This window comes from Streptomyces sp. APSN-46.1 (genome assembly GCF_022815725.1).
Classification (GTDB): Bacteria; Actinomycetota; Actinomycetes; order Streptomycetales; family Streptomycetaceae; genus Streptomyces.
In genome coordinates this window covers 564,233-588,012 of the sequence record NZ_JALGRF010000001.1, presented here as the reverse complement: position 1 = coordinate 588,012, position 23,780 = coordinate 564,233, and the positions used below count along the sequence as shown (strand labels likewise).

Annotated in this window: 20 protein-coding genes and 3 pseudogenes; 13 read left to right on the top strand and 10 right to left on the bottom strand. The window is 69.1% G+C overall.

The genetic code is table 11. From position 1 onward, the window contains the following. Positions 1 to 304: 304 nt before the first annotated feature. Positions 305 to 1,030, top strand: coding sequence for a transposase family protein (locus MTF65_RS02640; RefSeq protein WP_243626568.1), 726 nt, complete (start codon positions 305 to 307; stop codon positions 1,028 to 1,030). Between the two features lie 5 nt (positions 1,031 to 1,035). Here the strand turns inward: MTF65_RS02640 and MTF65_RS02635 are convergent, their stop codons facing one another. Further along, entirely contained in the window at positions 1,036 to 1,233 is a 198-nt protein-coding gene (locus MTF65_RS02635; protein ID WP_243626567.1) for a hypothetical protein, read from the bottom strand. A 153-nt stretch (positions 1,234 to 1,386) separates the two neighbouring features. Between MTF65_RS02635 and MTF65_RS02630 the strand changes: the two genes are divergently transcribed. Beyond that, positions 1,387 to 1,656, top strand: a complete 270-nt coding sequence (locus MTF65_RS02630; protein WP_243626566.1) for a hypothetical protein — start codon at positions 1,387 to 1,389, stop codon at positions 1,654 to 1,656. A gap of 70 nt (positions 1,657 to 1,726) precedes the next feature. Here MTF65_RS02630 and MTF65_RS02625 read toward each other — a convergent pair whose 3' ends face one another. Continuing rightward, positions 1,727 to 2,719, bottom strand: coding sequence for a LysR family transcriptional regulator (locus MTF65_RS02625; RefSeq protein WP_243626565.1), 993 nt, complete (start codon positions 2,717 to 2,719; stop codon positions 1,727 to 1,729). Between the two features lie 127 nt (positions 2,720 to 2,846). Here MTF65_RS02625 and MTF65_RS02620 point away from each other — a divergent pair, with 127 nt between their 5' ends. Together MTF65_RS02620 and MTF65_RS02615 are read left to right on the top strand one after the other, a co-directional pair. After that, complete coding sequence (locus tag MTF65_RS02620; protein ID WP_243626564.1) at positions 2,847 to 3,659, top strand: inositol monophosphatase family protein; 813 nt, start codon at positions 2,847 to 2,849, stop codon at positions 3,657 to 3,659. A 40-nt stretch (positions 3,660 to 3,699) separates the two neighbouring features. Continuing rightward, positions 3,700 to 4,353 (top strand): annotated as a pseudogene (locus MTF65_RS02615) (NADPH-dependent F420 reductase); the annotation flags it as partial. Positions 4,354 to 4,655: 302 nt separating this feature from the next. Here MTF65_RS02615 and MTF65_RS02610 read toward each other — a convergent pair. The 6 genes from MTF65_RS02610 to MTF65_RS02585 all read right to left on the bottom strand — a co-directional run bounded on the left by MTF65_RS02610 (position 4,656) and on the right by MTF65_RS02585 (position 12,150). Then, positions 4,656 to 5,126: a hypothetical protein gene (locus MTF65_RS02610; RefSeq protein WP_243626562.1), complete on the bottom strand. Its 471-nt coding sequence runs from the start codon at positions 5,124 to 5,126 to the stop codon at positions 4,656 to 4,658. A gap of 120 nt (positions 5,127 to 5,246) precedes the next feature. Beyond that, a complete protein-coding gene (locus tag MTF65_RS02605; protein ID WP_243626561.1) occupies positions 5,247 to 5,546 on the bottom strand; it encodes a hypothetical protein in 300 nt (99 codons plus the stop codon). A gap of 276 nt (positions 5,547 to 5,822) precedes the next feature. Continuing rightward, complete coding sequence (locus MTF65_RS02600) at positions 5,823 to 7,865, bottom strand: TniQ family protein (RefSeq protein WP_243626560.1); 2,043 nt, start codon at positions 7,863 to 7,865, stop codon at positions 5,823 to 5,825. Between the two features lie 6 nt (positions 7,866 to 7,871). Further along, complete coding sequence (locus MTF65_RS02595; RefSeq protein WP_243626559.1) at positions 7,872 to 9,104, bottom strand: AAA family ATPase; 1,233 nt, start codon at positions 9,102 to 9,104, stop codon at positions 7,872 to 7,874. Next, positions 9,101 to 11,290 carry a transposase gene (locus MTF65_RS02590; RefSeq protein WP_243626557.1) on the bottom strand — a complete coding sequence of 730 codons (2,190 nt, stop codon included), beginning with the start codon at positions 11,288 to 11,290 and terminating at the stop codon, positions 9,101 to 9,103. Before MTF65_RS02590 ends, MTF65_RS02595 begins: the two co-directional genes overlap by 4 nt. Continuing rightward, positions 11,287 to 12,150, bottom strand: a complete 864-nt coding sequence (locus MTF65_RS02585; protein WP_243626556.1) for a TnsA-like heteromeric transposase endonuclease subunit — start codon at positions 12,148 to 12,150, stop codon at positions 11,287 to 11,289. Before MTF65_RS02585 ends, MTF65_RS02590 begins: the two co-directional genes overlap by 4 nt. A 527-nt stretch (positions 12,151 to 12,677) precedes the next feature. On the opposite strand from MTF65_RS02585, the gene MTF65_RS02580 reads away from it, so the two are divergent. The 4 genes and pseudogenes from MTF65_RS02580 to MTF65_RS02560 all read left to right on the top strand — a co-directional run. Further along, positions 12,678 to 13,655, top strand: a complete 978-nt coding sequence (locus tag MTF65_RS02580) for a hypothetical protein (RefSeq protein WP_243626555.1) — start codon at positions 12,678 to 12,680, stop codon at positions 13,653 to 13,655. 309 nt (positions 13,656 to 13,964) lie between these two features. After that, a pseudogene (locus MTF65_RS02575) lies at positions 13,965 to 14,898 on the top strand (hypothetical protein); the annotation flags it as partial. A gap of 259 nt (positions 14,899 to 15,157) precedes the next feature. Next, complete coding sequence (locus MTF65_RS02565) at positions 15,158 to 15,739, top strand: hypothetical protein (protein ID WP_243627354.1); 582 nt, start codon at positions 15,158 to 15,160, stop codon at positions 15,737 to 15,739. Further along, positions 15,736 to 16,369: pseudogene (locus tag MTF65_RS02560) on the top strand (AAA family ATPase); the annotation flags it as partial. The gene MTF65_RS02565 and the pseudogene MTF65_RS02560, both read left to right, overlap by 4 nt. Before the next feature lie 268 nt (positions 16,370 to 16,637). On the opposite strand, the gene MTF65_RS02555 reads toward MTF65_RS02560, so the two are convergent. Then, positions 16,638 to 17,948 (bottom strand): penicillin-binding transpeptidase domain-containing protein, encoded by a 1,311-nt coding sequence (locus tag MTF65_RS02555; RefSeq protein ID WP_243626554.1) that lies wholly within the window; start codon positions 17,946 to 17,948, stop codon positions 16,638 to 16,640. Between the two features lie 223 nt (positions 17,949 to 18,171). Between MTF65_RS02555 and MTF65_RS02550 the strand changes: the two genes are divergently transcribed. Further along, positions 18,172 to 18,765, top strand: a complete 594-nt coding sequence (locus tag MTF65_RS02550; protein ID WP_243626552.1) for a hypothetical protein — start codon at positions 18,172 to 18,174, stop codon at positions 18,763 to 18,765. A gap of 346 nt (positions 18,766 to 19,111) precedes the next feature. On the opposite strand, the gene MTF65_RS02545 is transcribed toward MTF65_RS02550, so the two are convergent. Next, positions 19,112 to 19,699 carry a cysteine hydrolase family protein gene (locus tag MTF65_RS02545; RefSeq protein ID WP_243626550.1) on the bottom strand — a complete coding sequence of 196 codons (588 nt, stop codon included), beginning with the start codon at positions 19,697 to 19,699 and terminating at the stop codon, positions 19,112 to 19,114. 74 nt (positions 19,700 to 19,773) lie between these two features. On the opposite strand from MTF65_RS02545, the gene MTF65_RS02540 reads away from it, so the two are divergent. The 4 genes from MTF65_RS02540 (at position 19,774) to MTF65_RS02525 (ending at position 23,770) form a co-directional block, all read left to right on the top strand. Next, entirely contained in the window at positions 19,774 to 20,766 is a 993-nt protein-coding gene (locus tag MTF65_RS02540) for a GlxA family transcriptional regulator (RefSeq protein WP_243626549.1), read from the top strand. Between the two features lie 53 nt (positions 20,767 to 20,819). Further along, positions 20,820 to 21,203: a recombinase family protein gene (locus tag MTF65_RS02535; protein ID WP_243626546.1), complete on the top strand. Its 384-nt coding sequence runs from the start codon at positions 20,820 to 20,822 to the stop codon at positions 21,201 to 21,203. Between the two features lie 136 nt (positions 21,204 to 21,339). After that, positions 21,340 to 21,822: a hypothetical protein gene (locus MTF65_RS02530; RefSeq protein WP_243626545.1), complete on the top strand. Its 483-nt coding sequence runs from the start codon at positions 21,340 to 21,342 to the stop codon at positions 21,820 to 21,822. A 685-nt stretch (positions 21,823 to 22,507) separates the two neighbouring features. Next, entirely contained in the window at positions 22,508 to 23,770 is a 1,263-nt protein-coding gene (locus MTF65_RS02525; RefSeq protein ID WP_243626544.1) for an ATP-grasp domain-containing protein, read from the top strand. Positions 23,771 to 23,780: the final 10 nt, after the last annotated feature.

Sequence of the window (23,780 nt, the reverse complement as noted above, 5' to 3'; positions counted from 1 at the left end):
ATCTCACCGAGCCTGCACCGCCCTGGTCACAGCGTCATCAACAGCTCACTTCCGATGAGACGGGACAGCGAGCCCGAACCCTCACAATCGAACACCGAGATGACGCTCCGCGACCACTCCCCAAGATCTGTGCCAGAACCTGAAACGGGTCTGGCGCAGATCTTGGGGAGCGGTCACGGAGAGTGGCGGGGTGTTCGATTGTGCGAGGTGGATCAGTCGGCACTGGCGTACGCTCTGCGGCTCAGCGACGGTGAATGACGCTCCATCAGGTCAGGGGGAGCTCTGGCCCGGCTGCCTGGGGCGCGTGACGGTACTGCTCATGCGGACCGAGTCATTCTGGACATCGTTGGTGTTCCACAGTGCGGACGACGTGGTGGTCGACGCTGTTTCGACGGCGTCGGACATGGTCGATGTGCTGGCGAGAGGCAGGTCGACGGGGGCAGCGTGCCCCGACTGCGGGGCCTACTCGCATCGGATCCACGGCAGCTATCAGCGCAGGCTGAAAGATCTCCCGCTCGGCGAGCGAGCCGTCGTGATCAAGTTGACGGTTCGGCGCTTCATCTGCGGAGCGGGCGGCTGTTCGCGCCGCACGTTCGCCGAACCGTTCACGCGGCTGGCGGCGCCCTACCAGCGATTCACCCGCCGGCTCAACCGCGTCCTGAAACGGGTCGGGCTCGCGCTGGCCGGACGGGCCGGTGCTCGGCTGACCACGCAGTTGGCCTTCGGCGCAGGGCGGATGACTCTGTTGCGAAGGGTCATGGCCTTGCCCGATCCGTCGTTCGCCACCCCGCGGGTGCTGGGCGTGGACGACTTCGCGACCTGCCGGGGCCAGGCCTACTCCACGGTGCTGACTTGCGCAGAGTCCCACCGGGTCGTCGACGTGCTGCCGACGCGTGAGGCCGCTCCTCTGGCGTCGTGGCTGATCAACCACCCGGGCGTAGAGATCATAAACCGCATCAAGAAGATCAAGAGGCAGCTCTACGGACGAGCCGGGTTTGACCTGCTCCGAAAAATGATCCTGCTCCAGTGACCCGCTCAGTCCAGGGCCCCCTGCTGCGGGGGCAGCAGTTCGTCGGTGCCCACGACGAGCGAGATGAGTGCCTGCCGGGCAGCGAGATCGGGTTCTGGCAGGCTGATCGAGTGAGCGGGAATGTAGAGGCGTCCGGCGACCGGTTTCGAGATAGGCGCGAACGCAAGTACGGATATGACTTCCTCGATGAAGTTCTGGTGCACTGTCCTCGGTGTGATGGGTGCGCCACTGTCACGCCCCACCCCGGGATCCCCGCAGATGAGAAGGCCGCCGGCTCCGGGCGCCTGGATCTCCATCGGCGGCTGCGGTGCACGGAGTGCGGCTTCTTCAAGGATCGGAAGGTCGACTCTGCTGTCATGGGCAGCCCTGTCGATCCTTACTTCCAGCGACCGGTGTGGTTGCAGACGAGCTGCTGTGGACACGTGCTGTGGGCATACAACGTGCGCCATCTCGATCTGCTGGAGGCCTACGTGGTGGCCAAGCTTCGTGAGCGCGGAGAGCTTGTGCCGTGGGCCCCGATGAGTCTGGTCGAGCGGCTTCCCACCTGGCTGAAAGCCGCGAAGAACCGGACCGAGGTTTTGCGGACGATCAGGCGCTTGCGTTCCACACTGCCTGCTGGTGGGTGATCGAACGCGCGGTGGCACAGCGCAGGCACGGCCTACGGGTGTCCATCCGGCCAGTATGCAGGGGCCAATCTCACCCGTCCGATGACGAGTCAGTGCACGTCAAGCGGTCTGGACACCCTCCGCGACCGGTCCGGTTGGTGAGGGCCTGTTGAGAGGCGGTCGGTGGTGTGAATAGTGCCTGGATGGTTTCGGAGGCCAGCTCTCGCAGCCAGGTGTGGGCGCGGTCGTTGTCGTAGCGCTGGTGCCACAGCAGGTACAGGGGTACGTCGGGCAGCGGGAGTGGCGGCGGCAGTGTGGCCAGGCCGAGTTGTTCCCGGGCCGTGCGGGTGACCGCGTCGGGGAGGGTGACGACCAGGTCGGTGTCGAGGGCGAGTTGCAGTGCGAAGGCGGCGGTGGGCCCGGCGGCGACGACGCGTCGTTCGAGGCCGCGTGTGGTCAGGGCGTCATCGATCGGGTCGCGCAGGCTTCCGCGCCGCGAAACGGTGAGGTGTTCGGCGGCTGCGTAACGCTCGAGGCTCAGCGGGCCTGCGGTGAGCGGGTGGCCTGGGCGGACGGTGACGACCAGCCGGTCCTTGCCGAGGAGGCGGTGGCGGATGTCGGGGAGCGTCGGGGCGCTGGAGCTTGATTCGAGGTCGACGTCTCCCCGGCGCAGCTCGGCGTCGTCCGTCCCGGGTTCGGCGGACAGACGCAGCCGGACGCCGGGGGCCTGATGGTGCGCGGCGGTGATCAGGGCGGTGCCGCATGCGGCGGTCAGGGCGTCGTGCCAGCGCACGGTGAACACCCGGTCCAGAGCCGCCAGGTCGAGTTCCTGCTGTGTGGAAAGAAGTTGGTGGGCCTGCTGCACGAGGGCGTGGACCTGGGCGCGCATGGCCAGCGCGCGGGTGGTGGGGACCATGCTGCGGCCGGTGCGGACCAGGATCTGGTCACCGGTGGCCTTGCGGATGCGGCCCAGGGAGCGGCTCATCGCCGGTGCGGTGACATGGAGGCGGGCTGCCGCGCCGGCGACGCTGCCCTCTTCCAGCAGGGCGTCCAGGGCCGTGAGGAGGTTCAGATCCAGTTGCATGACGGTAACTCTACAAGTGACAAGCATGCACTTGTTGTTAATGACCAAGCGGCCTACCTTCGAAGTGCGGGGGCGAGACAGCCGCCCCGCTTCTACCGCCGCTTCGGCCGATCCCAGGGAGCCCACCATGAGCACAGCCACGCCTTTCGACGCCGACGGGACGCTCCAGTCCGACGTGACAGCTGCGGTGAGGACCGCCGGCGTCAGGCTGCGCGACCGCTACACCTCGCACGCCCGGGGCGTGAGTCTGGACGAGGTCGTGGGCGAGATCCACGCCAACGACGACGCGGTGCTGGACGTGCTGCGGGAACCGCTGCTGCGGGCCCGGCGAGGGTCGCAGTGGGCCGAGGACGAGCTGGCCGGCGGCGCGCTCCCGCCCGGGGAGTGGTGGGTCGTCGACCCCGCCGAGGGCAACATCAACCACGTCCACGGCATGGAGGACTGGGCCGTCACCGCCACCCTGGTCCGCGACAACCAGCCGGTACTCACCGTCGTCCACCTGCCGCTGACCGGCGACACCTACACCGCGGTCGCCGGCGGCGGTGCCCGCCTGGGCGGCCGGCCCCTGAAGGTGTCCGCCAAGACCGACCTGGGCGCCGCACTCATCGGCACCGGCCAGGCCAAGCCCGGCGAGGACGAGCGCACCTTCCGGCGGATCGGTGACTCCGTCACCGCGATGCTCATCAACGGCCTGGTCGTGCGCGTGTCCGTTCCCGCCACGATGCAGCTCATCCACGTCGCCGCCGGACGCATGGACGCGTTCTGGCAGTTCTCCGACGTCCGCTCCGGCCTGGTCGCCGGCGCCCTGCTGGTCTCCGAGGCCGGAGGCACCGTCACCGACCTGACGGGCGAACCCTGGAACACCGGCAGCCGCGACTTCCTGGCCGCCGCCCCCGGCATCCACGGCGCCGCCCTCAAGGTCCTCGCGCCGATCGCCTGACCGGAAGTCTCCGCTCGTCCCCACCCGATACCGCAAGGAGCATCACCGCATGACCAGCATCGGCATCCTGGGCGCCGGCCGCGTCGGCACCAACCTCGCCAGCAAGCTCTCCGCAGCCGGACACCATGTCACCCTCGGTGGCCGGAGCCCCGAAGACACCGCCGCCCGCACCGCCGGGCTCGCCCCGCGGATCGCCTTCGCCGACCAGCGCACCACTGCCCACACCGCGGACATCGTGATCAACGCGACGCCCGGCGACAGCTCCCTGGACCGCCTCACCGACCTGCGCACCGAACTCGCCGGCAAGATCCTCATCGACGTCTCCAACGCCACCCGCGACGACGGTGACGGCCTGCCCGGCGACCTGTGCTATCCCGGCAGCAGCCTCGCCGAGAAGCTCCAGGCCGCGCTCCCCGACACCCATGTGGTCAAGACCCTCAACACCATGCTCTTCATGGTCATGACCGCTCCCGAAACCCTGGCCACCCCACCGACCGCCTATCTCTCGGGCGACGACGAACACGCGAAGAGCACCGTAACCGGCCTGCTCGGCGACCTGGGCTGGCAGCCCGAACGGATCGAGGACCTCGGCGACATCACCACAGCCCGCGCCACCGAGGCCATGATCCTGGTCGTGCCCCACATCCTGCGCCGACACGGCTTCAAGCCCTTCGCCGTCTCCCTCGCCCGCTGACCACCAAAACCGGGTTCAGACCAAAACCAGGTAGCGAGCTCGTGCGAGGCTGCTGGGGGCTGACAGGAACAACGCCCGCTGGGCTGCAAGTGACGCCCGAACTCATCGACATTGATCACGCCTACAACACGCGAGGCGACTCCCGAAGTCGTCGACAAACGACTCCCATTCCCGTGTACAGAGCCAACATCCCGAATGTCCGCGAGAAATCGGAACACCACGGGAGCGCACGAGTGTTGTAGGGCGTATGGGACCGGCACGACCGGACGGCCAGGACGCTGGCAGTGGGCGGGCGCCCTCAGTCAGCGGTTGTTGGGGCTCAGCAGCGTGGCGGCCGCGGCGATGAAGGCGACGGATGCTTCCTTGGCCGCATGCCGCCGGGCGTCCAGCTCGGTCCGGTCGATCGCCTTGCGCAGCGCGTACGTGGCATCTGCGGCCTGCTGGGCGGGGCCGGCCAGCTCGGGGACCAGGACCTGAAGGCGGATGTGGGGCGCGGTGATTGCCGCCCGGGTGTCGTGGGACCTCGTCTGGGCTTCCAGCTGGTGCTCGGTGCCTGCCTCGGTCAGGGCCAGACGCTCCCGATGGAAAATCGCCGAGCGGTGCGCGTCCAGGGCGGCCGCGAAGTCGGTGACGGCGCCGAGCTGGTCCTGGCGGTGGCTGTCGGCGCGCCCCTCGGCGCGTGCGGTGCGAGCCGAGCGGTGCTGGAGGAGTCCGGCGGTCAGGGCACCGGCGAGGGTACCGAGTACGGCAACGATCGAAGGCCATATGGACATCAGGTGTTGGGTCCTCTCGGGTAGTCGGTTTCGGTGGTGAGGTCGGCGGACAGCGAGGTCCGCGGCGGCGCCTTGGGTGGCGGGGTTACGCCTGTGGCGCTCCGGACCTACCCTGGCGGGTCAGTTTGCGGCTGGGGTCAGGGCCCCCGCCAGGGGGACTTCGGCGACCGGCTCCCACATGATGCGTGTGCCGTCGTGCCACTGTTCAACGAGGTGTAGCCGGTCCACGGCCACAGTCCCGGAGAGCGGCTTAGCCATCGCCTGGGTGAGGGGGTCCACGATCTCGCCGAACCGGCCGCCGGGCCACCCACTGATCTCCACGGCCACGTTGCCGACGGCGGGCCGGTCGAACGTCAGGGTGAAGGGCTCCACTGCCCGCGCGTAGCTCCGTACGTCCCGGAGCAGCGCGCCGGTGTCCACAGCGGTGCGGCTCAGGCCGACGGCGTGTAGGTAGGGTGCACTGCATCCAGTCCACCGGCACGCTCTGCAGGCCCGGCGGGACGATGCTTGTGTGTAGGTTCTCGTTTCTCATAACCACAGCCGATGGCCTGGCCTGGAGGTCCTCAGCTGTCTCATCTGTGGTGTGATTGGTCGAGACAGTTGTCACTTGGTCGCGACAACTGTCACCAGCACGATGGGGCGGTGATCTACCGGTGCCTCTTTTCGAGGTAGGTGGCATCTGGTCGCCGATGGTTGTCACCTTGAGGTTCGAGGCTCGGCAGCAGGGGGGCTGAGCGCTGTTGTTGGTGGCGATCGCCGACTGGAGCGCTCGGTCCCTTGCGGATCACGGTCGCGCGATCGAGTCGCCGGCTGATGTGCGGGGCGAAGCCCTGGTTCGGCTCGCTGCGCTTGACGGTCGATGGTCGTCGCGAGGTTGTCTGCATGAGCGTTCAAGATCTTCCTGAGGTCGGCGTAGTGCGGCTTGGCCGGGTTTGCGAGGTAGAAGTGCCACATGTTGCCGCGGCGCCGATGCCAGGTGGGGTCGAGATGCGATAGTTGATCTTCGATGATCCGGGGCGCGAGGACGTGCTCGCCTTGCGTGATGCGCGCCCAGACGGCTTCGGAGGCGAACTGGCGCTTGCAGTCACTGATCTCGGGCCGGAAGGGTCCCTTCGTCGGGGGGAGGCGGTCGATGATGTCCTGCCATGTTGCCGGGTCGATGAACCAGGCTTTGAGGGCTTCCCTTCGCTGACGGTAGTCGATCAAGTCGGGGGTACTGTTGAGCTGTTGTGTCAGGGCGTGGACGGCGAATCGGAACGCGGCGGCGCCAGCATCGGCCGTCTGGCAGGCGGCAGCGGCGAAGGCGGCGCCCGATGATGCGGCGGTGTAGCGCTGGTTGATGCCCAGGAACTCGACCGCCTCGGACAGGCTCCCACCCGCTGACATCTGGACCAGCCGGATGGCCGCAGCGCGGCGGATCAGTCTCGGTCTGGCCTCGTCGACGTGCTGGAAGTGCTGGTCAAACCAGTCGTCCTGAAGCTGTTCGGGGATATGTTCGGGACCGAAGTCGATCCGGCTGAGGAGTCTGCGGCCTGGGCGCGATCGCCCGTAGGTGCCTGGCAGGGTGGCATGAAGGGGTTCGATGGCGTTGCGGAAGCCGTCGGAGCATTCGTGCCCGACTCGCTCGTAGTGCCGTGTCCATCGACGACGCGTGCTCGTCTCGCTGCTGCTGCTCTGGAAGGGGACGAGGAATTCGGCCAGTGGCCGCAGATCGGCGCCGTCGAGGATGCGGACCGAAGCCGCGATGAGGGCGGCACCCGGAAGCGGATCCAGCGGTGGTGCGTCGTAGAGCCGGTAGTGACGGGGCTTCACGTCGCCACCCTGGCTGCTGATGTACTGATCGACGGCATCGGCGTGGGCGGGGTCGGCGATCAGATCGCGGCTTGCGGGCCAGGCTCCGTTGATCAGGCCGCAGACCATCCGCAGGTCGGCGAAGTACTGGACGGTGGAAGCCGGGATCCCGACGCTCATGGTGGTGGCGGGGCCTTGCGGGTGCAGGAGCGCGAGGAGTCGGTCTTGAAGGGCGAACAGGTCCTCCAGCGCAGAGGACCCGCCAGCGCGGTTCGCCTCGAAGGTGTCGAGCCGCGCCCCGCAGATGAGGCCGCGCGGTGAACCCTCTGCCGCCCTGCTGGCCACTCGACACTGAGCGGGGCCCAGGCCGCTTTGGTGGGCGCGTGGGATCAGGCCGGCGGAGGTGTGGGGGCCGGACATGGGTGGTTGGTGACATGCGGGACACAAGTGCTCCAGCTGCCGTTGGTGCAGGGGGCAGGCGAAGACGATCGGCAGTCGCCATGTCCTGCGCCAGGCGCCGCCGAACTGCTGTTGCTGGAGGCTGCCGTCCCCGGCCAGGCATTGCGGGCAGTAGCGGGTCGCGGAGGTGAATACCCAGGGGTTGGTGAGTGATCGCGGACCCCACTGGTCGGAGGTGATCGCGGGTGCTGTCCACGGATACCGGCCGGACATGCTGCTCATGCACAGAGCGGCGACTTCTGCGGGGGTGAGCCGTGTAGCGCGGGCGAAGCGCGCGGTCGTGGCCTCGTCCAAGTGCAGCATCATGGCCCGTGGACCCTCGCGCGGCCTGTCGGTGTCAGCGGTGAGCGTGGTGAGTTGCAGCAGGCGTGCCGGCGTCACTTCGAGCCGGTGCGCGAGTCGCAGCAGGTAGCCGGGCAAGGACTCGTCGGGGAGCGGATCCAGGCTGCAGGGCAGAGCGGAGAACCCGGTGAGTTCAGGCAGCGACATCGTTCCTCACCTCTGGCCGGTGCCAGTTGCTGATTGCGGGCCCTGGTCGTCGAAGACCCGGTTGCGCGGCCTCTTCTTCCGCTCGTGGGCGGGCGGCTGCTCAGGCAGGACCGGGACCTCGCCGGCACTGGCGTCACGGCTGGGCAGGCCCTCGACACTGATGGCGACATGGCGCATCAGTTCGGTGGTCAGTTCCTCGTGGCCGATGTCGATGGCCAGTTCGATGGCGTCCTCGATGAGGCATTCCAGCAGGCCGACGACGCCTCCGGTGCGGTCGTGGAGGTATTCGGGCATGTCGCCGGTGGTGAGCATGCCGGGGACGGCGTCGAAGAGGCAGATGTGGTCCTCGATGCCCTTGAGGTGTTTGAGGAAGGCCGCCATCTCCTGGGGTGTCTCGTAGGGGAACGGGCCGAGGTCGACCATGGTGAAGCGCCGCAGGTGCTGGGTCCTCTCGCCCTGACTGACAGGCGCCCCTCTCTGGCTGGGCATGATCCAGTCACCGGTCTTCTCGTCGAGGACCGCGCCTTGCAGCAGACCGGAGGCGGGGACATCGACGCCGATCAGGACGAGCGTCGCGCTCATGTCCATGAAGCCCTTGAGCATGTCGAACACGTCCTGGTCGTCGCGCCGGTGGAGCTTGAGCCTCGTAATGTCGTCAAGCAGGATCGCGCGCGTGCCGTGCGCGTGGACGTGGCGACGGACGGCCCGGATCAGAGCCGGTAGGTCCATGCCTTTGTGGTCGGCGCCGTAGAAGTCGAGGATCGCCTTGCAGGTGCTCTTCGGCTTCGCGGTGACCGGAGTCTGGACGTAGGCGACGGGGATGTGCAGGTCCCGCGTGCCCGCGAGCGCGTCCGGGTTGGTGTCGTGGTGCTTGGCCCGCCAGTACTCCTCGAACCAGGCGGCGACCTCGCAGGCCGTCTCCGTCTTGCCCTGGCAGCCACCGCCGTTGATGATCAGCCCTCGCCGGGTCGAGGGCCGGACCTTGAACGCGCCCAGCCGCAGCCGTGAGCGCATGACCCGGGAGAGGGCCTCGCTCATCGGTGTCTCCTGCAGCGGAAGGTTGCTGTTCGTCACGTCCCGGTGCAGCAGATAGTCCTCCTGCTCGACCGGGCTCAACCGAGCGAACTCCTCGCGGGACAGCCGCCTGGCTGGCACGAAGCAGTGCCGGGTGCGGCACCAGCGCTGCCAGCCGGCCGCGGTCTGCCGGTCGTCGGGCACCGGAAGCCGGAACAGCGTCACTGTTCCCCCTTGCTGGAGTCGGCGGCCGGTGGGAGAACGAACAGGTTGCGGCGCCGGACCTCGTCGCCCAGGCGGGGCGGCGCCTCCAACGGGCCATCCAGCGCTGCCTCGCGCCTGCGTCGGCGCGCGTCGTTGCTCCCCGGGGTGCGGGCAGCCGCAGCCGGCTGCGCGGGTAGCTGGGGACGGTCGGCTGCCGCTGCCCGGGCCTGCTCGCGTTCCCGGGCAATCTCGATCCGTTGGGACTTGGTCGTCTGGGTGGCCCACCGGTCGACGGGGTTGACCTTGTGCATCAAGCCGAGCAACTGCGGCAGGAGTTCCTGGTCGGTCCGGGGCTGCAGGCCGGCCGCCTTGACCTTCCGCAGCAGTTCGGAGACACGCTTGTCGCCGAAGGCGGGGACCACGTCGTCCGGCGGCAGGCCGGTCCAGCGCAGGGGATGCCACTCGTGGGTGAGCGGGTCCTGGAAGAAGACCGTGCGCCGGTCGCGGGGGTCGCGGTGGATGATCCACGCGGTCTGCCGGCGGCCGCCCCGGCTCGAACGCTCGCCCTGGTAGGGCAGCAGGGCCGGGCCGTCGTACCAAAGGCCGCGGATCTTGACTCCGCGGTGCGCGTCGATCTTCTGGACCGCATGTTCGGGCAGGATCTTGTAGTAGAGATCGGGGGACGGGATCTCCAGGGCGAAGCCGCCCTGCGAGAAGGCCGCGGCGAGCAGGGAGTTGGGGCTGTGGTCACCGCCCGGGTCCCAGTGCGGCGCGTAATCGGACAATCGGCGCCTTTGCCAGGTCCCAACGATCCACGTCGCGATGGCGTACTCCAACTCGGGGATGGTCAGCACCGCGTCGCCCTCGGGGTCCGCACCGCGGTCGGCGACGTCGACGCCGGTGTAGCCGGGAAGCCACTCGAAGAGCAGAGACCTGACACTGCCGAATGCGCGTTCGACGCAATTCTTGTCCTCCGGGCGCAGAACACGCGAGGGAAGGATGTTGCAGCCCAGGTCCTCCTGGACCTGCACCAAGTGGTGGTTTCGATAGACCGAACCATGATCGGTGGTCACAGTCTCCGGCTCGAAGAACGGCAGGCCGGCGACCTTGTGCCCGGCGAACTCGGCGACCACCGCTGCCGGGAGCCCCGGATAGGGCCACTCCATCTCCGTGCCCCAGTCGTCCCGCATGGGCAGCGGCAGCATCACGTCCCGCAGCAGCATCGCGACGTCCACCGAGGTGTCCGACACCAGTGTCAGACGGAACGCGCAGATCGAATGCGTGTAGGCGCAAAGCGCGATCGTGAGGTGGACTTTCACCGGCTCGTCGAAGACGCTCTCGCGGACCATCACCGGCAGCACTGTGGTGTCCAGAGCGACCACCTTGCCGGGGCGGTCGATCAGCACATAGCCGCCGTTGGCGACCAGGTCGGTGGCCTGCTCGTTGCGCTGCCTGCCGCGACCCGACCCGAACCACTCCCGCCAGACTCGCCGCAGCACCGGATAGCTGGGAACGTCCTCGGGCTCAGTGCCGAACCGCTCGTGCATGTACTGGGTGATCAGGCGGACCTTGGTGGCCATGCTCACCTTCGACAGGTGCCGGGTCTCCTGCCTGACGGCGTGGATGGCCTCCCGCACGTCCGCGGTGACCGACGGGTGGCCGCCGCTCTCGCGCAACCACCGGTCGTCCGCGCAGCCGATCAGACCGTCCCGCCGGCGGCGGATCTCCCAACGGATCAGCGTGCGCACCCCCACCCGGTCCAGGGCCAGTGCCTTCGCCTCCATGCGGCCCAGCGCCTCCAGTTCGGCGACCTTCGCCAGCCGCCGCTGGGTCAAGAAGGTGGTGTCCGGGTCGTACTGCGGCTTCGGCTCGCCCGGTTCCGGCCGAAGCGGGTCCCCGCTGCGGAACCCCGTGCTGGCCTCCATCAAGTGCGCGAACCGCAGCTTGACCAGCGTCAACTGTCCCGGGGTCAGATCGCGCAGGCTCTTGGGCTGCCGCCCCTGATCAGCCCCTTCGGCATCGGTCCGCGAGGAGACAAGGCAGTCGGGATGGTGGGCCAGGAAGCGAAAGGTCACACACTGCCGACTCCCGTCCAACCCCACCAGGTGGACCCGTCCCGCGTGCGGCTCGCCCCGCTCGACACGCCATTCGGCCCCGTCCAGCACCAGCTCGGCACCCACCGACACGTCCATCGGCACCCCGGTCATCCCCTCACCTCGCCCGAGGCGATCACGCACCCGTCGCCCAGCGGCTCGTGCAGGTTCAGCCCCAGCCGCCGATGCCACAGCAGATGCAGAAGCTGAGCCCGGGCCACTGGCTCGTAGTCACTGGACGCTGCCAACTCACCGAACGTCCGGGTGCCCAGGTCGACTTGTGCCAGCAGGCCCGGCTCCACTCCCAGCGGGTCCCTCTTCGGGCGCCGCTGCGAGGAGAACCAGTCCAGGGTGACCATCACGTGCGGCAGCCACCCCGCCGCGACCGCGAAGCCCCAACCGCATGCCCTCGCCATCTCGGCGGCAGCCGCGAACGACTCCCTGTCCGTGTCCTTGATCAGCGCTGCCGGTCGGACGTCGATCAACCACACCCCCGAACGGGTCCGCACCAGGTAGTCCGGAGTGTGGTCACGCTCCCCGGCAGCACACGTGAAGCAGATCCTGAGTGGCTGCGAGACGATCTCCGTGACCTGCGCGTCAAAGTCCAGGGCCAGCAGCAGCTTTGCCTCTTCCAAGCTCTCCGAGCCGTGCAGCCGCCCCGTACTGACCATGTACGGCAGACCGGGGCGGTGGCGCTGGGCCCGTCGCCAGGTGAACCCACGCATCGGTTCCAGCCCAGCCAGGGTTCCCCGCAGCGTTCGGTCGAGTGGGGATGAGACTTCCTCGCCTTCGACCCGCCACGTCACCGACCACCGTTCCTGCCAGCCCTCGCCCAGGTCCAGGCCGCCGCGACCGGACGCGAGCTCCACGGGGACGAGCAAGTCCACCCACGAGCAGCGATGCGACCACAACACGTCACGGCTGCCCACCATGGGGACCGGCTCGTAACCGGAGACCGGCTCAGAGAGCTCCATCCCACCAAGGAACCAGCCCGCCGCCCGACGTCACGGCCGAAGACCGACCTTGGTGACAACAAGCGCGAAAAGTGCGTGCTAGTGACAAATGGAACGACCAAATGGTGACAACTACAGCGACCGGAACCGTCCAAAGTCCCAGGTCGGCTAACGCTCCGAGTGACAACTGTCTCGACCAGCCACATGTGGTCGGCCACGGTCTCGTCTCACGATCTTGGCCATTGAGTGTTACCCCTCGTCGGAGAGGTCGGGGGCTGCCTTACCCTGCAGCAAGTCTCCGCCTCGGGTCACCTACTCGAAGATCCTTCGGGGCGGCCCCGGCCTCCCCGGCAGCGCTGGCGAGTCGATACGACAGCCAGCCACGCAATTGACGCCAGTGTCTGTAGTGCCTGCCGTGCGGTCTGCCCAGCAGGTCACTCGTCGGAGTCGTAGGTGATCCAGTGGATCATCCTGGCCACCCGCGCCCGGCTGGGTCATGGGGCTCAACGGCTACCACGTGCCGGAGACCGAGGAGTACGGCATCTCGCATGGTATTCGTCCACGGGATCGGCGGCCTTCGCAACCCGGCCCGGGAGCTCACCGCCTGGACTCGGGCGCTGGCCGCCGGGATGCGTGAGGCCGGGCACTCCGCAACCGCCCGTGACCTGGTCTCCGAGGACTCGGGCAGGCACGTGTTCGTCCACTACGCCGACCTCTTCGGGCGCGGGCAGGCCCAGGGCGGGGACGCCCCCGGCGTCGCCGGTGGGGTCGGGGCGGAGGCGGAGATCCTTTCGGATCTGCTCGTCGCATGGGTGGACGGGCTGGCCGCGGAGCATTCCGACGAGCGGGTTCGCAAGATCCTCGATCACGCCCGGGCGGAGGCCGAGCCGAGAGCGCAGGAGCAAGGCAGCCTGGCCGTCGTACGCCGCGCGCTCAACGTCGCGACCACACTGCTGGCCCTCAAGCCGTGGGGCGCCGCGGCCCGGTGGATCACCCCCAAGGTGATGGTGAGCCACCTCGGCCAAGTGGCCCGCTACTTGGCGCGCGCCGAGCCCGACGCCCGGGGCATCGGCCTCGACCGCCGCATCCGCGCCCGGGTCGCCGAGGCGATCGGGGACGGACCGGCCGTCGTGGTGGCACATTCCCTGGGTTCGGTCGTCGCCCTGGAGACCCTGCACCAGCTCAGCACACCGGTCCCGTTGTTCGTGACCCTCGGATCGCCGATCGCCACGCGGACCGTGGTGTGGCCCCGGCTCCTCCCTCAGCCCCCGAGTGTCCCCGAGAGCGCCGGCGAGTGGCTTAACTTCTGGGACCGGGACGACATCATCGCCGTTCGTCCCCACCTGGAACGGGAGTTACGCCCCAGCGGCGGCGGAGTCGCCCCAACCAGCCGGCGCGTGGACTCTGACGGCACCTGGGTCCACGACGCCGGGAAGTACCTCGCCCAGCCGGCCGTCGCCGGTCCCGTCGCGCAAGCGCTGGCCGGAACGGCGGGTGGACCCGGCAGCGGCGGTGGCTCCGGGTGAGAGGCGGCCTGACCGGCCGCCGTCACGTCCTGGTGGTGGCCCCGCACTGTGGATCGATGGTGCGGCTGGAGCGACTGGAGGAGGCGGCAACGGGCTGTGCGAGGTACTGACCGACCCCTCGCTCGGCGCGTGCGAACCCGGCCTGCCGGACGGGCGCAGTGCGCTGGTCGCCGGTGACGGCCTGACCAGCAGCGCCGTCCGGGGAACGGCGGACGAGGCGATCGGATACGCGGCGCGGCACCATGCGCGCTCGTTCTCGCCTTCCTCGGCCACGGATTCACGCCCGGCCGGACCAGCGCCCTGCACCTCATGTGCGAGGACTCCACGGAAGACCTCCGGCACGACTCCGTGAACGTGCGCGATCTGCTGGCCGTCGCCGTGGACCACTCCGGAATCGACGGCGTACTCGGCCTCGTCGACACCTACCACGCGGGCGGGGCGCCACCCCCGGCCGAGGACCTCGCCGGGGGCGCACGCAACGGCCGCACCCGGCTGGGCCTGCTGATGGCCTCGTCCCTGGGCCAGTCGGCGGTCGATCTCGCCTTCTCCCGGCACCTGACCGAACTCCTGCGCGCCGGGCGGCCCGGGGCGGGCGGCACCCTGGGCGTAAGCGACGTGCGCGACGCCCTGCGCACCGTCGTCATCGGCCAGAACGTCACTGGATTCGACTACGACGGAGACGGCTCGGCCCGGGAGACGCTGTGGATCGCGCGCAACGCCCGGGTCCGCGAGGGTCTGCTCGGCGGGCTCGGCGGGCTCGGCGGGCTCGGCGGCCGACTCGCCGCGGAGGAGCTGACCGAGGCGCTCGCTGCCGTGGACCCGCGGATGCCCGTGCCCGACGCGACCCCGGATCTGGGGGCGGCCCTGCGGTGCCGAGCGGCACTCCTGTCGCACCCGCCCGCCGCGGCCCGTGAGCGCGCGCTGCGAGGCGTCGACGGGCTGCTCGTCGCAGTGCGCACGGTCCAGTTCGTCCGGCTGGATCGGCGGCGAGCTGACCACCGCCCGGATCCGGCACGCGCTGCACACCATGCTGGCGGCCGAGGGCCGGCTGCCGGCCGACAACCCCCACCTCACCGACATCGCCGTCATCGACGAGCTGACCTTCAACCATCCCGCCACCGACCCGGACGGCAGACGCGCCGTCGCCCGCTTCGTGGCGCTGCTCGGCCAGGCTTGCGGGAAGGACCTCAAGGACCCCGAACTGCGTTCCTGGGCCCAGCAGATCGAAGCCCCCTTCGAGGTCAACGACGCCATCGAGCACGCCGCCCGGCGTACGGAGGGCCAGCGACTCGGCCTCGTCGTCAGCCTGCACTCCTCCCTCACCGGGGACTGGCCCGAAGTGCTGGACGGCTGGCTGCTCCTGGACGGTGCGATGATCCACCACGAGCAGTTCCCCAGCGAGACGGTGGACCGCAAGGGAGCCGAGAACGCGGTCGAGGACGCGGTGCTGTGGGCCGAGGAGCACGCCCGCATGCTGGATCTCCCCCCTGAAACGGCTCGACTTGGCGGTGCCCAGCGGGCTGCTCCTGGCATGGCGGCCCGAGGAGGCCGGAGTCGCCATGCTGCTGGGGGTCCGCTACGAGGTGCGGCTGCACAGGAGCAACCGGCTCACACCGGACGCCGTGCTGCGCAGCATCGAGCCCGTCGTCGCCGAGCGCTGGCAGTCGATCTCGCAGCACCAGGCCGGTACGCCCGTCGACTGGCTCGCGTACGAGGACCTCACCGATCCGCACCTCCTGCGCGGGCACCTCCGTAACGGCCGCTACACACGGGGCATCGGCCTCACCCAGCACCCCGGCGCCGACGCCCGGCTCATGGAGATGCTGCTCGCCTACACGCCCATCCTGCTGTGGCCGCACGCGCCGGACGGAATCCCGCGGGAGCGGCACGGCTGCCTCGACCGGAGCTGGTGGGCCATGCCGGGCGCCCTCGCGCGTGCCTACCGTGACCGCTGGCGCGGAGTCGCCGGCGCGGACCTGGCCGATCTCCGGGCGGTCTGGGACGACGAGGACTGGCTGCGCTTCTGCCGGTTCTTCAGGACCGTGACTCCCCCGACCCGTAACCGAGATGAGGGGACCCCATGACCCAGGACGCGTACTACCGGGGCGACGGCGTGCCGAGGGGCGGCACGGCCCTGCCCGAACCGCCCCCCTGGCGCACCTCCCGAGGAGCTCGGCGGCTGGCGTGTTCCGGCCGCCGGCCGGGCTGACCGAGGCGGTGAACGCGGCCCTCGCGCTGCGTCGACCGCTGCTGATCACCGGCGGCCCGGCACCGGCAAGTCCACCGTGATCGAGCAGGTCGCCGCGGAGCTGGCTCTGGGGCCCGTACTGCTCTGGCACATCACCTCGCGCAGCAGCCTCGCGGACGCGCTCTACCGCTACGACGCCCTCGGCCGGATCCACGCCCACCGGCTCCAGCAGGAGAAGGCGCAGGCGGGCGGGGACGCGGGGGTGGACGATGTGGCGGCCTTCCTGACCCTCGGGCCGCTGGGCACCGCGCTGCTGCCGTCGAAGCGTCCCCGCGCGCTGCTCATCGACGAGATCGACAAGGCCGACCTCGACCTGCCGGGAGACCTCCTCGACGTCCTGGAACGCGGGTTCCGCATCACCGAGCTGATGCGCGAGTGCATCGAGTTCCCCTTCATCGTGATGACGAGCAACGGTGAGCAGGAGCTGCCCGCGCCCTTCCTGGGCGGCCTCCGTGAGACCGCACCTGACCACTCCACAGCCCGCTACACTCCAGCCGCCAAGCGAAACCCACAGGTCAGACAGCGAAATCCTGCTGGAGTACTAAGTCTCAATGGGGCCCGCGCCGAGCCGGGATGCGCCCCGGGGCCGGATCGGAGCTGCCGAAAAGTCGTGAGCGGCCGCCTGAGGGCCTCCCGGCCGCCGGTCGGTCGATCCATACGCGCTGCGTCGAGATCGTGCGGCCAAGGGCCCGTTCTGGGCGTCGCTTTTCGTCGCCGATGCGAAATCAGCCGGGTTACTGCCCGTCAGGGTCACTGCTGACAGCGACCCGTTGGGCGACCTGGCTCGCCTGCGCGGTGGCATCGGTGGGGGAGGTGATGTAGACCGCGATGGCAACTGGGCGGCCAGCCGGCGTGCGCGTGGCTGACAGGGCCCAGGAGACGGATGCGGAAGGGACCCATGCACTGAACGAGTTCCCGAGGGCTGACTGCAACTGGTCCGCGGTGCGCTCCGATAGCGCGCGGTGCGGGGGCATGGGGCTCTTCGTGTCGGTCACGATCCGAGGGTGGACGCGGAGGCCGCCGTTGGAGATGAGGGCCGTCACCATCGCCATCTGCATCGGGGTGGCCTTGACATCAGAGAGACCGCCGGCGGCAAGGGCGAGCTGGGTGGCGTTCTGCGGCTTGCGCGGCCAGGTGCTTTCGAAGGCGCGCACTGGCGTATCCATCGTGTCGTGGTTGAACCCCGCCTCCTCGGCTGTGGACGCCAGGGCATCGGCTCCGAGGTCGGAGGCGATGTGGGCGAAGACGTTCTCGCACGAGTACCGCAGCGCTGCCCGCAGCGTGGCGTTGGTGCAGTGGGCCGGGTCGCCGGAGAACTGAGTCGTACTGCCCGGGACGATGTAGACGGCCGGGTTGTTCGTCGGCGTGTCCACGGATGCAAGGAGTCCCTTTTCCAGGGCTGCGGCCGCGACGAGGACGTGGATCGCCGGCCCGGGATTCACCACCTCACGCAGGGCGCGGTTCCTCAAAGGACCGTCGTCGACATCCTTGAGTGCTTCCCAGGCCCGTGCATCAGCCCCGGAGTTGCCGCTGAACGCACCTGGATCGAAAGACGGCGTGCTCACTTGACCGAGGATGGCCCCGGTCTCCGCGTCGAGTACGAACGCCGCACCCCGCTTGTCACGCAGGCCGTCGAAAGCAGCGCGCTGCATGCCGGGGTCGATGGTCGTCGGCACGTCTTTGCCCGCCTGGACATCGTCCGCCATCACGCTGTCGAGGCCGGCCTTGCCGAAGGCCATCGACCAGTAGCCCGTGACCGAGGAGTACAGCTCTCCGTCTGTATAGGTGCGTTGGAACGGGGCAACCGGATGTCCCGTCGCCTTCGAGCCCGTGATGGGGCGGCCGGCCACGAGGATGTCGCCGGGGCTTCCGTCTGTCCGGGGGGAGCGGGGCTTCGCATCCGGCGTCTGCCCGGTCGCCCTGCGTGAGACGGATGGCCGGGAGTCCGTCGGCTCGCGCTGAACTGCGGTGCACCCTGAGATCCCAGCGAGCAGGGCAAAGAGCGCGGTGAGCGCGACGCCGGAGCGGCGAGAAAATGCGGGCATACGGGCATCCTATGGGGTCCTGTTGCAGCGTCAGTTGTCCCGCCCGGGAGCTAAGTCGACGCTGGTGGCGCCATTTGAAAATGGCTGTGGCCCACATTTCGTGACGATCACTTTCGATCAACGGGACGGCTGGGGGGCTGCTTGCCGTCAGCGTTGTGATGGGGGGCGAGTGCAGGTTCCGGGAGTTGGTCTGGCCGGAGGTCGAAGACCTCGTGGTCGACGAGTGGAAGCTGATGGCGAAGCAGTTCGGATCAAGGCCCGCAGTGATCGCGGCGGCGTCATCTGTCCAGACTGCGCGTCTGTCGGAACGAGGTGTCACAGCACGTACTGGCGGCGGCTGGCGGACCGGCCGCTGGGCGGGCGAGTTGTCGGTGCTCTCGTCGATGCCGAGGACGACGACTACACCGAGATGGTTCGCGCTGACTTCGTCGCGATCGGTGAGCTACTGGAGCGTGCGGGAGCGCGACAGTGGACTGAGCCCGACCTGGATGAGGAGGAGTGCGCGGAGTTCGAGGCGTGGGGCTACTCGGGCTTGCACACCATTCGCCGTCTCGCCGTCCACCTCGCAGCGGTCGGGCGCCTGCCCGAGCCGTTCGACAGGACCCAGCGGGCGACTGCCGACCCGCTCCTGAGCAAGGTCTACGAGGCTCTCCCGAGTGATCCTCCTGGACCGTTCGACCATCTGGTCCATCATTCGGACTGCGAGGGCTACTACGTCCCGGTCGACTTCGCCCACGTCATCGTCGACAAAAAAGGCACCAGGCGGCTACCTGGGCTCTTCGGTGCGACTGCTGGCGGAAACCCGTCGACTCGCTGAAGCCCTCGGTCTTCCAGAAGACCTCGATCCGCACTCCGATGAGGTCTTCGAAGCCGCCGATGGCGAGGAGTCGGGCGCCGAGGGGTGGCAGCGCTACCGCGTCGAGTCCTACGTGTGCCTTCAACTCCTCCACGCTGCGAGACTCTCGGTCTCGACCGGCGCAGCCATCGCCTTCACCTGAGAGGGTGTCGTCAGACGATCGAATAACGACAGGTTCGGCGGGCGTCCAATGAACCCCTTCTTTCCGGGGCCCGACGGCGGCACAGATCCAATCGGATCCGATGGCGACTGATGACAGGGTTTGCTGACGGCTAGGGTCGAATGAGACCACCCCTGATCTGGGGTGTCAGGGGCGGACGGCGGCCACCAGCTCGCCGGTCGTCACCACCCGAGCGAAGCCCCCGCCGTGCAGCGAGACGGCACTCGCTCGGGCCAGTTCGTCGGCCGTCAGATGCCAGCCATTCGGGCCGGTCAGGTCGAAGGTATGGGTGGCGTCGAGGGCGACCAGCACGTCGTAACCGAGGTTGCCGCCCATGCGGGCGGTGGTCTCCACGCACATGTTGGTCTGGATACCGGCCAGTACGACCTGGGTGACGCCCGACGCCTTGAACCAGCCGTCAAGATCGGGGGTACCGTAGAACGCCGAGTTCACGGACTTGGTGACGAACAGCTCCGGCCCGCCGCCCTTGCCGCGCCGCTCCTCGACGTAGTCCTTGAAATCGTTTCCCTCATACCCGGTCCGCAGCGGTGAGCCGGGCGTGTTCGAGTCATGCCGTACGAAGACGACCGGCCGGTCCGTGTTCTGCCAGGCCGCGATCAGCGAGGCGATGTTCTCGTCGGCGGCCGGGTTGTTGCGCGGGCCCCAGAACTCCGACTCGTCGAAGCCCTTCTGCACGTCCACCACTACCAGCGCCGCGTTCTGCGTGATCTTCATGTCCACGATCCTGCCGCCCCGGTGGGCTCTCTCACAGGAGGCAAAAAGACAGCGATCGATGATTTACTGCCAGGATGACCCGACCCGCACCGGCCCACCGCATCGCCCTGCTCGCCTTCCCCGGCATCCGGGCCTTCGATGTGTCGGTGATCACTGAGGTATGGGGCACGGACCGCACCGACCAGGGGGTCCCCGCGTTCGAGCTGCGCCGGGTAGCCGAGGGCCCCGAACCGGTACCGATGCGCGGCGGGCTCGCGCTCACACCTGACCGCACCCTCGCCTGGCTACCCCGCGCCGAGCTGATCCTTGTACCGGGCTTGGACAACCACGTCACCCCAGCGCCCGAGCCCGTCCTCGCAGCGCTGCGCCGCGCCCACGCCCGGGGCACCACCATCGCCGCGCTGTGCGGCGGCGCGTTCACACTCGCCCAGGCGGGACTGCTGGACGGCCGCCGGGCGCTGACCCACTGGGCGCTGACCGATCTGCTGGAGGCCCGACACCCACAGGTGCGGGTCGAGCGGGACGCCCTGTTCGTCGAGGACGGCAACCTGTGGACAGCCGCCGGCACCGCCGCCGGCATCGACCTGTGCCTGCATCTGGTGCGCGCCGCGCACGGCGCGGAGGCAGCTGCGACAGTCGCCCGTTCCATGGTCACAGCACCCTTCCGGACCGGCACCCAGGCCCAATTCATCGAACATCCGACCCCGCACGCCGACCGCGACGCGGACGCGCTGGCCGAGGTGCGTGCCTTTGCCCTGGCGCATCTCGACGAGCCACTCACCGTGGCCGCGCTCGCCGCCCGCGCCAGGATGTCGCCGCGTTCCTTCGCCCGGCACTTCGCGGCGGCCACCGGAACCACCCCGCTGCGCTGGCTTGTGGACCACCGCATCGCGACGGCCCAGAAACTCCTGGAGCGCACCGACCTGCCCATGCCCGAGGTCGCCCGCCGGTCCGGTTTCGGCAGCGAAGTCACCATGCGCCAGCACTTCATATCCCGCCTGGCGACCAGCCCGCGCACCTACCGCACCTTGTTCGCTGAACAACCCCTCTCTGGACAGGGGCGTTGATCGCGGGCCAACCACGACGCCCACTCGGGCCAACTCAAGGACTCATTCTCAGCATGGCCAACCTGGTCTACAAGCGGGTGTCGACCGCCCAGCAGTCGACCGCCCGGCAGAACCTCGTTCTGGACGAGGCCGGGATCGAGGACCCGGTCGTCTTCGAGGAACAGGCCGGCACCTCCAGCCGCCTCCACCCGCTGGAACGGCCGAAGTTCGGCAAACTGCTCACGTACGCGCGGCCGGGCGACACCGTGCACATCTCCGAGATATTCCGCCTCGTGCGCGGCACCGGGCGCATCCTCGACGTCCTGCACCGCGACCGCCTCGCGGTCGGCGGCAAGAAGATGTGCAGGGGGACGATGGAGTCCTGCCGCGCGAGCTCGGGGACACTTCCCTTACGAAGGGTGGCCCCGTCGATCCACTCCTCTCGGATGTTCAGATGAGCTGCGTAGTCGGCAACCCCCGGGTTCCCGGCTACAGTTGCTCACGGCGCTGCCAGGCTGGTCTCCTCAACGAGATAGGCGGCGTGGAGTCGATATGCGCAGGCGAGTCCGCACGCAACGGTGATTCACTGGCCCGATGAGCACGTTCGACGAGTACCTCAGGGACTGGGAGTTCGGCGAGGACTGGCGGCCAGTGGTCGAGCACCTGGCGGCCCGCGTCACGAGCTGGCCCAGGGGGGCGCCGGAACCTGAAGACTTTTGCGTGGACTTCCCCGTCGACGTCCTATGGACAGACGGCCTGCTGGTGTGGACGAGCCTGGTAGACCCCGTGCGCAATATGATCAGCACCTGCTTGGGCGGCCAGATCGACCGTACGGGTCTTCGCTGCGGCATCCTGAACCCCCACAATCCGGGAGACCATCTCGACTGCCGCTTCGTCCTTCTCGGCGAAGGAAGATCCCTTTCTGATCTGGCAGATGTGCTTCTGGATTGGGTGGCCGCCGAGGCCGCACGTCTTTCCACCAGTCGACCGCAGCCCCTACGCGCGCCGAGATTCGTGCAACTGGAGGGTGACCGCTCCCGGGCTCGTGTTCACCGTGAGTGGTCGCCGGGGGCATAGTGCCGCCAGGTCCCTCCTGCCTCGACGGCGAGCTGGGCGGTGGTGTCGTCGTGGTAGCCGAGCATGCGGGCGATCACGGGTGCGGGGGCCTGGAGGACGAGGTGGCGGATGGCCGCCGTGCGTCCTCGCTGGGTGGGGAAGCCCAGGTGGGGAAGCCCAGGTGGCGAAGCCTGAGTTCGAGCGTGTGCGGGGTCATGGGCTGTCCAGCCCTGCGGCCGGGAAAGAGCCACCGGGCGTTTGGGTTCGTGGCGGTCATGGTGTTCGGCCGCTGGTCGAGATAGGTCAGCAGCACTCCGGCAAGCGGTTCAGGGACGGGCGAGGGAGGATCACCGAGCCGGACCAGAACGTCGCCGTCCACGCTTGCGCCCACGCCGAAGTGAAGCAGTAGCCGCCCTCGCCGAGGCGACCGGTGGCGACGGCGTGCCCCGTCCGCCCGCGCCGGAGCCGGCCGAGGGGACGTCTCGCCGCTGAGAACCTTCACGAAGGCGTTCGGTCGCTTCCGGGACCCGGACATGCGCTGACGGGCTCTCGTTCCGGAAGATGTGCGGCTCGGGTTCGCTCTCGCAGATATTTTTGCGGTGATCCATTGACCGGGACCAAGGCGCCTGGATAGAAAGATCACGATCACGACCAGGATCGCGATCACGAGTCCGGTCCATACAGCACTGCCTCGGGGGATTTCGCTTTGCCGCACACAGATGCACTTCGTCCTGCCCGCGTCCTCGTGGTCGAACCCGCCTCCTCCGGGGGCGCCACCCTGATCGGCGTCGCGGCCGAGATGGGACTGCGGGTCGTCGTCGCCACCGCCGACTCCGGCGACCGCCGGCTCTCCGACGCTGTACGCGCGGCGGCCGACTCGGTGCTGACGGTGGAGACCAACGACCAGGCCGCCCTCGAAGCGGCCGTGCTCGAACTGCACCGGGCCGAGCCGTTCGAGGCGGTTCTGCCGGGCTCCGACATCTATGTGACGGCGACCGCGCGCGTCGCCGCGGCACTGGACCTGCCCGGCCTGCCCGTGGCGACCGTCGACCGGGTCCGGGACAAGAGCGTCATGCGGGCCGCAGTGGCGGAGGCCGGGCTGCGCACCCCGCGCTTCGCCCAGGCGACCACCGACGCCGAACTGCGCGCCGCGGCCGAACGGGTCGGCTTCCCCTGCGTGCTGAAGCCGGTCGCCTGCTCCGGCAGCATCCACGTCAGCCGCGCCGACGACCTCGACCAGCTCACCGCCGCGTTCCAGCGGCTCGTGACCGACCCGGAGCCCGACATGGGCAAGCTGCACGAGCACCGGGTGCTCGTCGAAGAGTACGTCCAGGGCCCCGAGTTCAGTGCTGACGGCTATGTTCTGGAGAGCGGCGAGGTCACCGTCGTCGCCCTCAGCCGCACGCTGCTCGGCCCCGAGCCCGACTTCGTGGAGCTGGGCCACCTCACCCCGGCCCTCGTCGACGACACCACCCTGAAGAGCGTCGAGGCGTACGTCGGCGACGTCGTCCGCGCCGTCGGCATCACCAGCGGCCCCTTCCACTGCGAACTGCGCCTGGCCGCCGACGGTCCGGTGCTCATCGAGATCGGCGCCCGGCTGCCGGGCGACCGGATCGTGGAGCTGCTGCGGCTCGTGACCGGCGTCAGCCTGCCCAGGGTGGCCGTCGCCACCGCGCTCGGCGTCGGCCTGGAGACGGTCGGCGCCTTCGCGCGGCCGCAGGCCGAGAGCGCCGGCATCCGCTTCTTCTCCGCCGCGGGCCGCTCCTCGTACCAGGAGCTCACCGGGTGGCCCGAGCTGGAGGCACTGCCGGAAGTCACCGAGACCGCCGTGTACTTCGCGCCGGGTGAGACCATCCCGGGCGTCGAGGACTGCCGCTCGCGCCTCGGCCACGCCCTGTTCACCGCCGACTCGCCGCAGGGCGCCCTCGACCGCTGGCAGGCGCTCGGCGACCTCGTCGTCCCGGTCTGACCTGGCGGAT

Coding starts and splice junctions, on each gene's coding strand:
- MTF65_RS02555 (WP_243626554.1), bottom strand. CDS start 17,948: ATGCCCGCATTTTCTCGCCGCTCCGGCGTCGCGCTCACCGCGCTCTTT.
- MTF65_RS02630 (WP_243626566.1), top strand. CDS start 1,387: ATGGGCAGCCCTGTCGATCCTTACTTCCAGCGACCGGTGTGGTTGCAG.
- MTF65_RS02620 (WP_243626564.1), top strand. CDS start 2,847: ATGAGCACAGCCACGCCTTTCGACGCCGACGGGACGCTCCAGTCCGAC.
- MTF65_RS02540 (WP_243626549.1), top strand. CDS start 19,774: ATGACCCGACCCGCACCGGCCCACCGCATCGCCCTGCTCGCCTTCCCC.
- MTF65_RS02530 (WP_243626545.1), top strand. CDS start 21,340: ATGAGCACGTTCGACGAGTACCTCAGGGACTGGGAGTTCGGCGAGGAC.
- MTF65_RS02585 (WP_243626556.1), bottom strand. CDS start 12,150: ATGGAGCTCTCTGAGCCGGTCTCCGGTTACGAGCCGGTCCCCATGGTG.
- MTF65_RS02535 (WP_243626546.1), top strand. CDS start 20,820: ATGGCCAACCTGGTCTACAAGCGGGTGTCGACCGCCCAGCAGTCGACC.
- MTF65_RS02625 (WP_243626565.1), bottom strand. CDS start 2,719: ATGCAACTGGATCTGAACCTCCTCACGGCCCTGGACGCCCTGCTGGAA.
- MTF65_RS02590 (WP_243626557.1), bottom strand. CDS start 11,290: ATGACCGGGGTGCCGATGGACGTGTCGGTGGGTGCCGAGCTGGTGCTG.
- MTF65_RS02580 (WP_243626555.1), top strand. CDS start 12,678: ATGGTATTCGTCCACGGGATCGGCGGCCTTCGCAACCCGGCCCGGGAG.
- MTF65_RS02610 (WP_243626562.1), bottom strand. CDS start 5,126: ATGTCCATATGGCCTTCGATCGTTGCCGTACTCGGTACCCTCGCCGGT.
- MTF65_RS02545 (WP_243626550.1), bottom strand. CDS start 19,699: ATGAAGATCACGCAGAACGCGGCGCTGGTAGTGGTGGACGTGCAGAAG.
- MTF65_RS02600 (WP_243626560.1), bottom strand. CDS start 7,865: ATGTCGCTGCCTGAACTCACCGGGTTCTCCGCTCTGCCCTGCAGCCTG.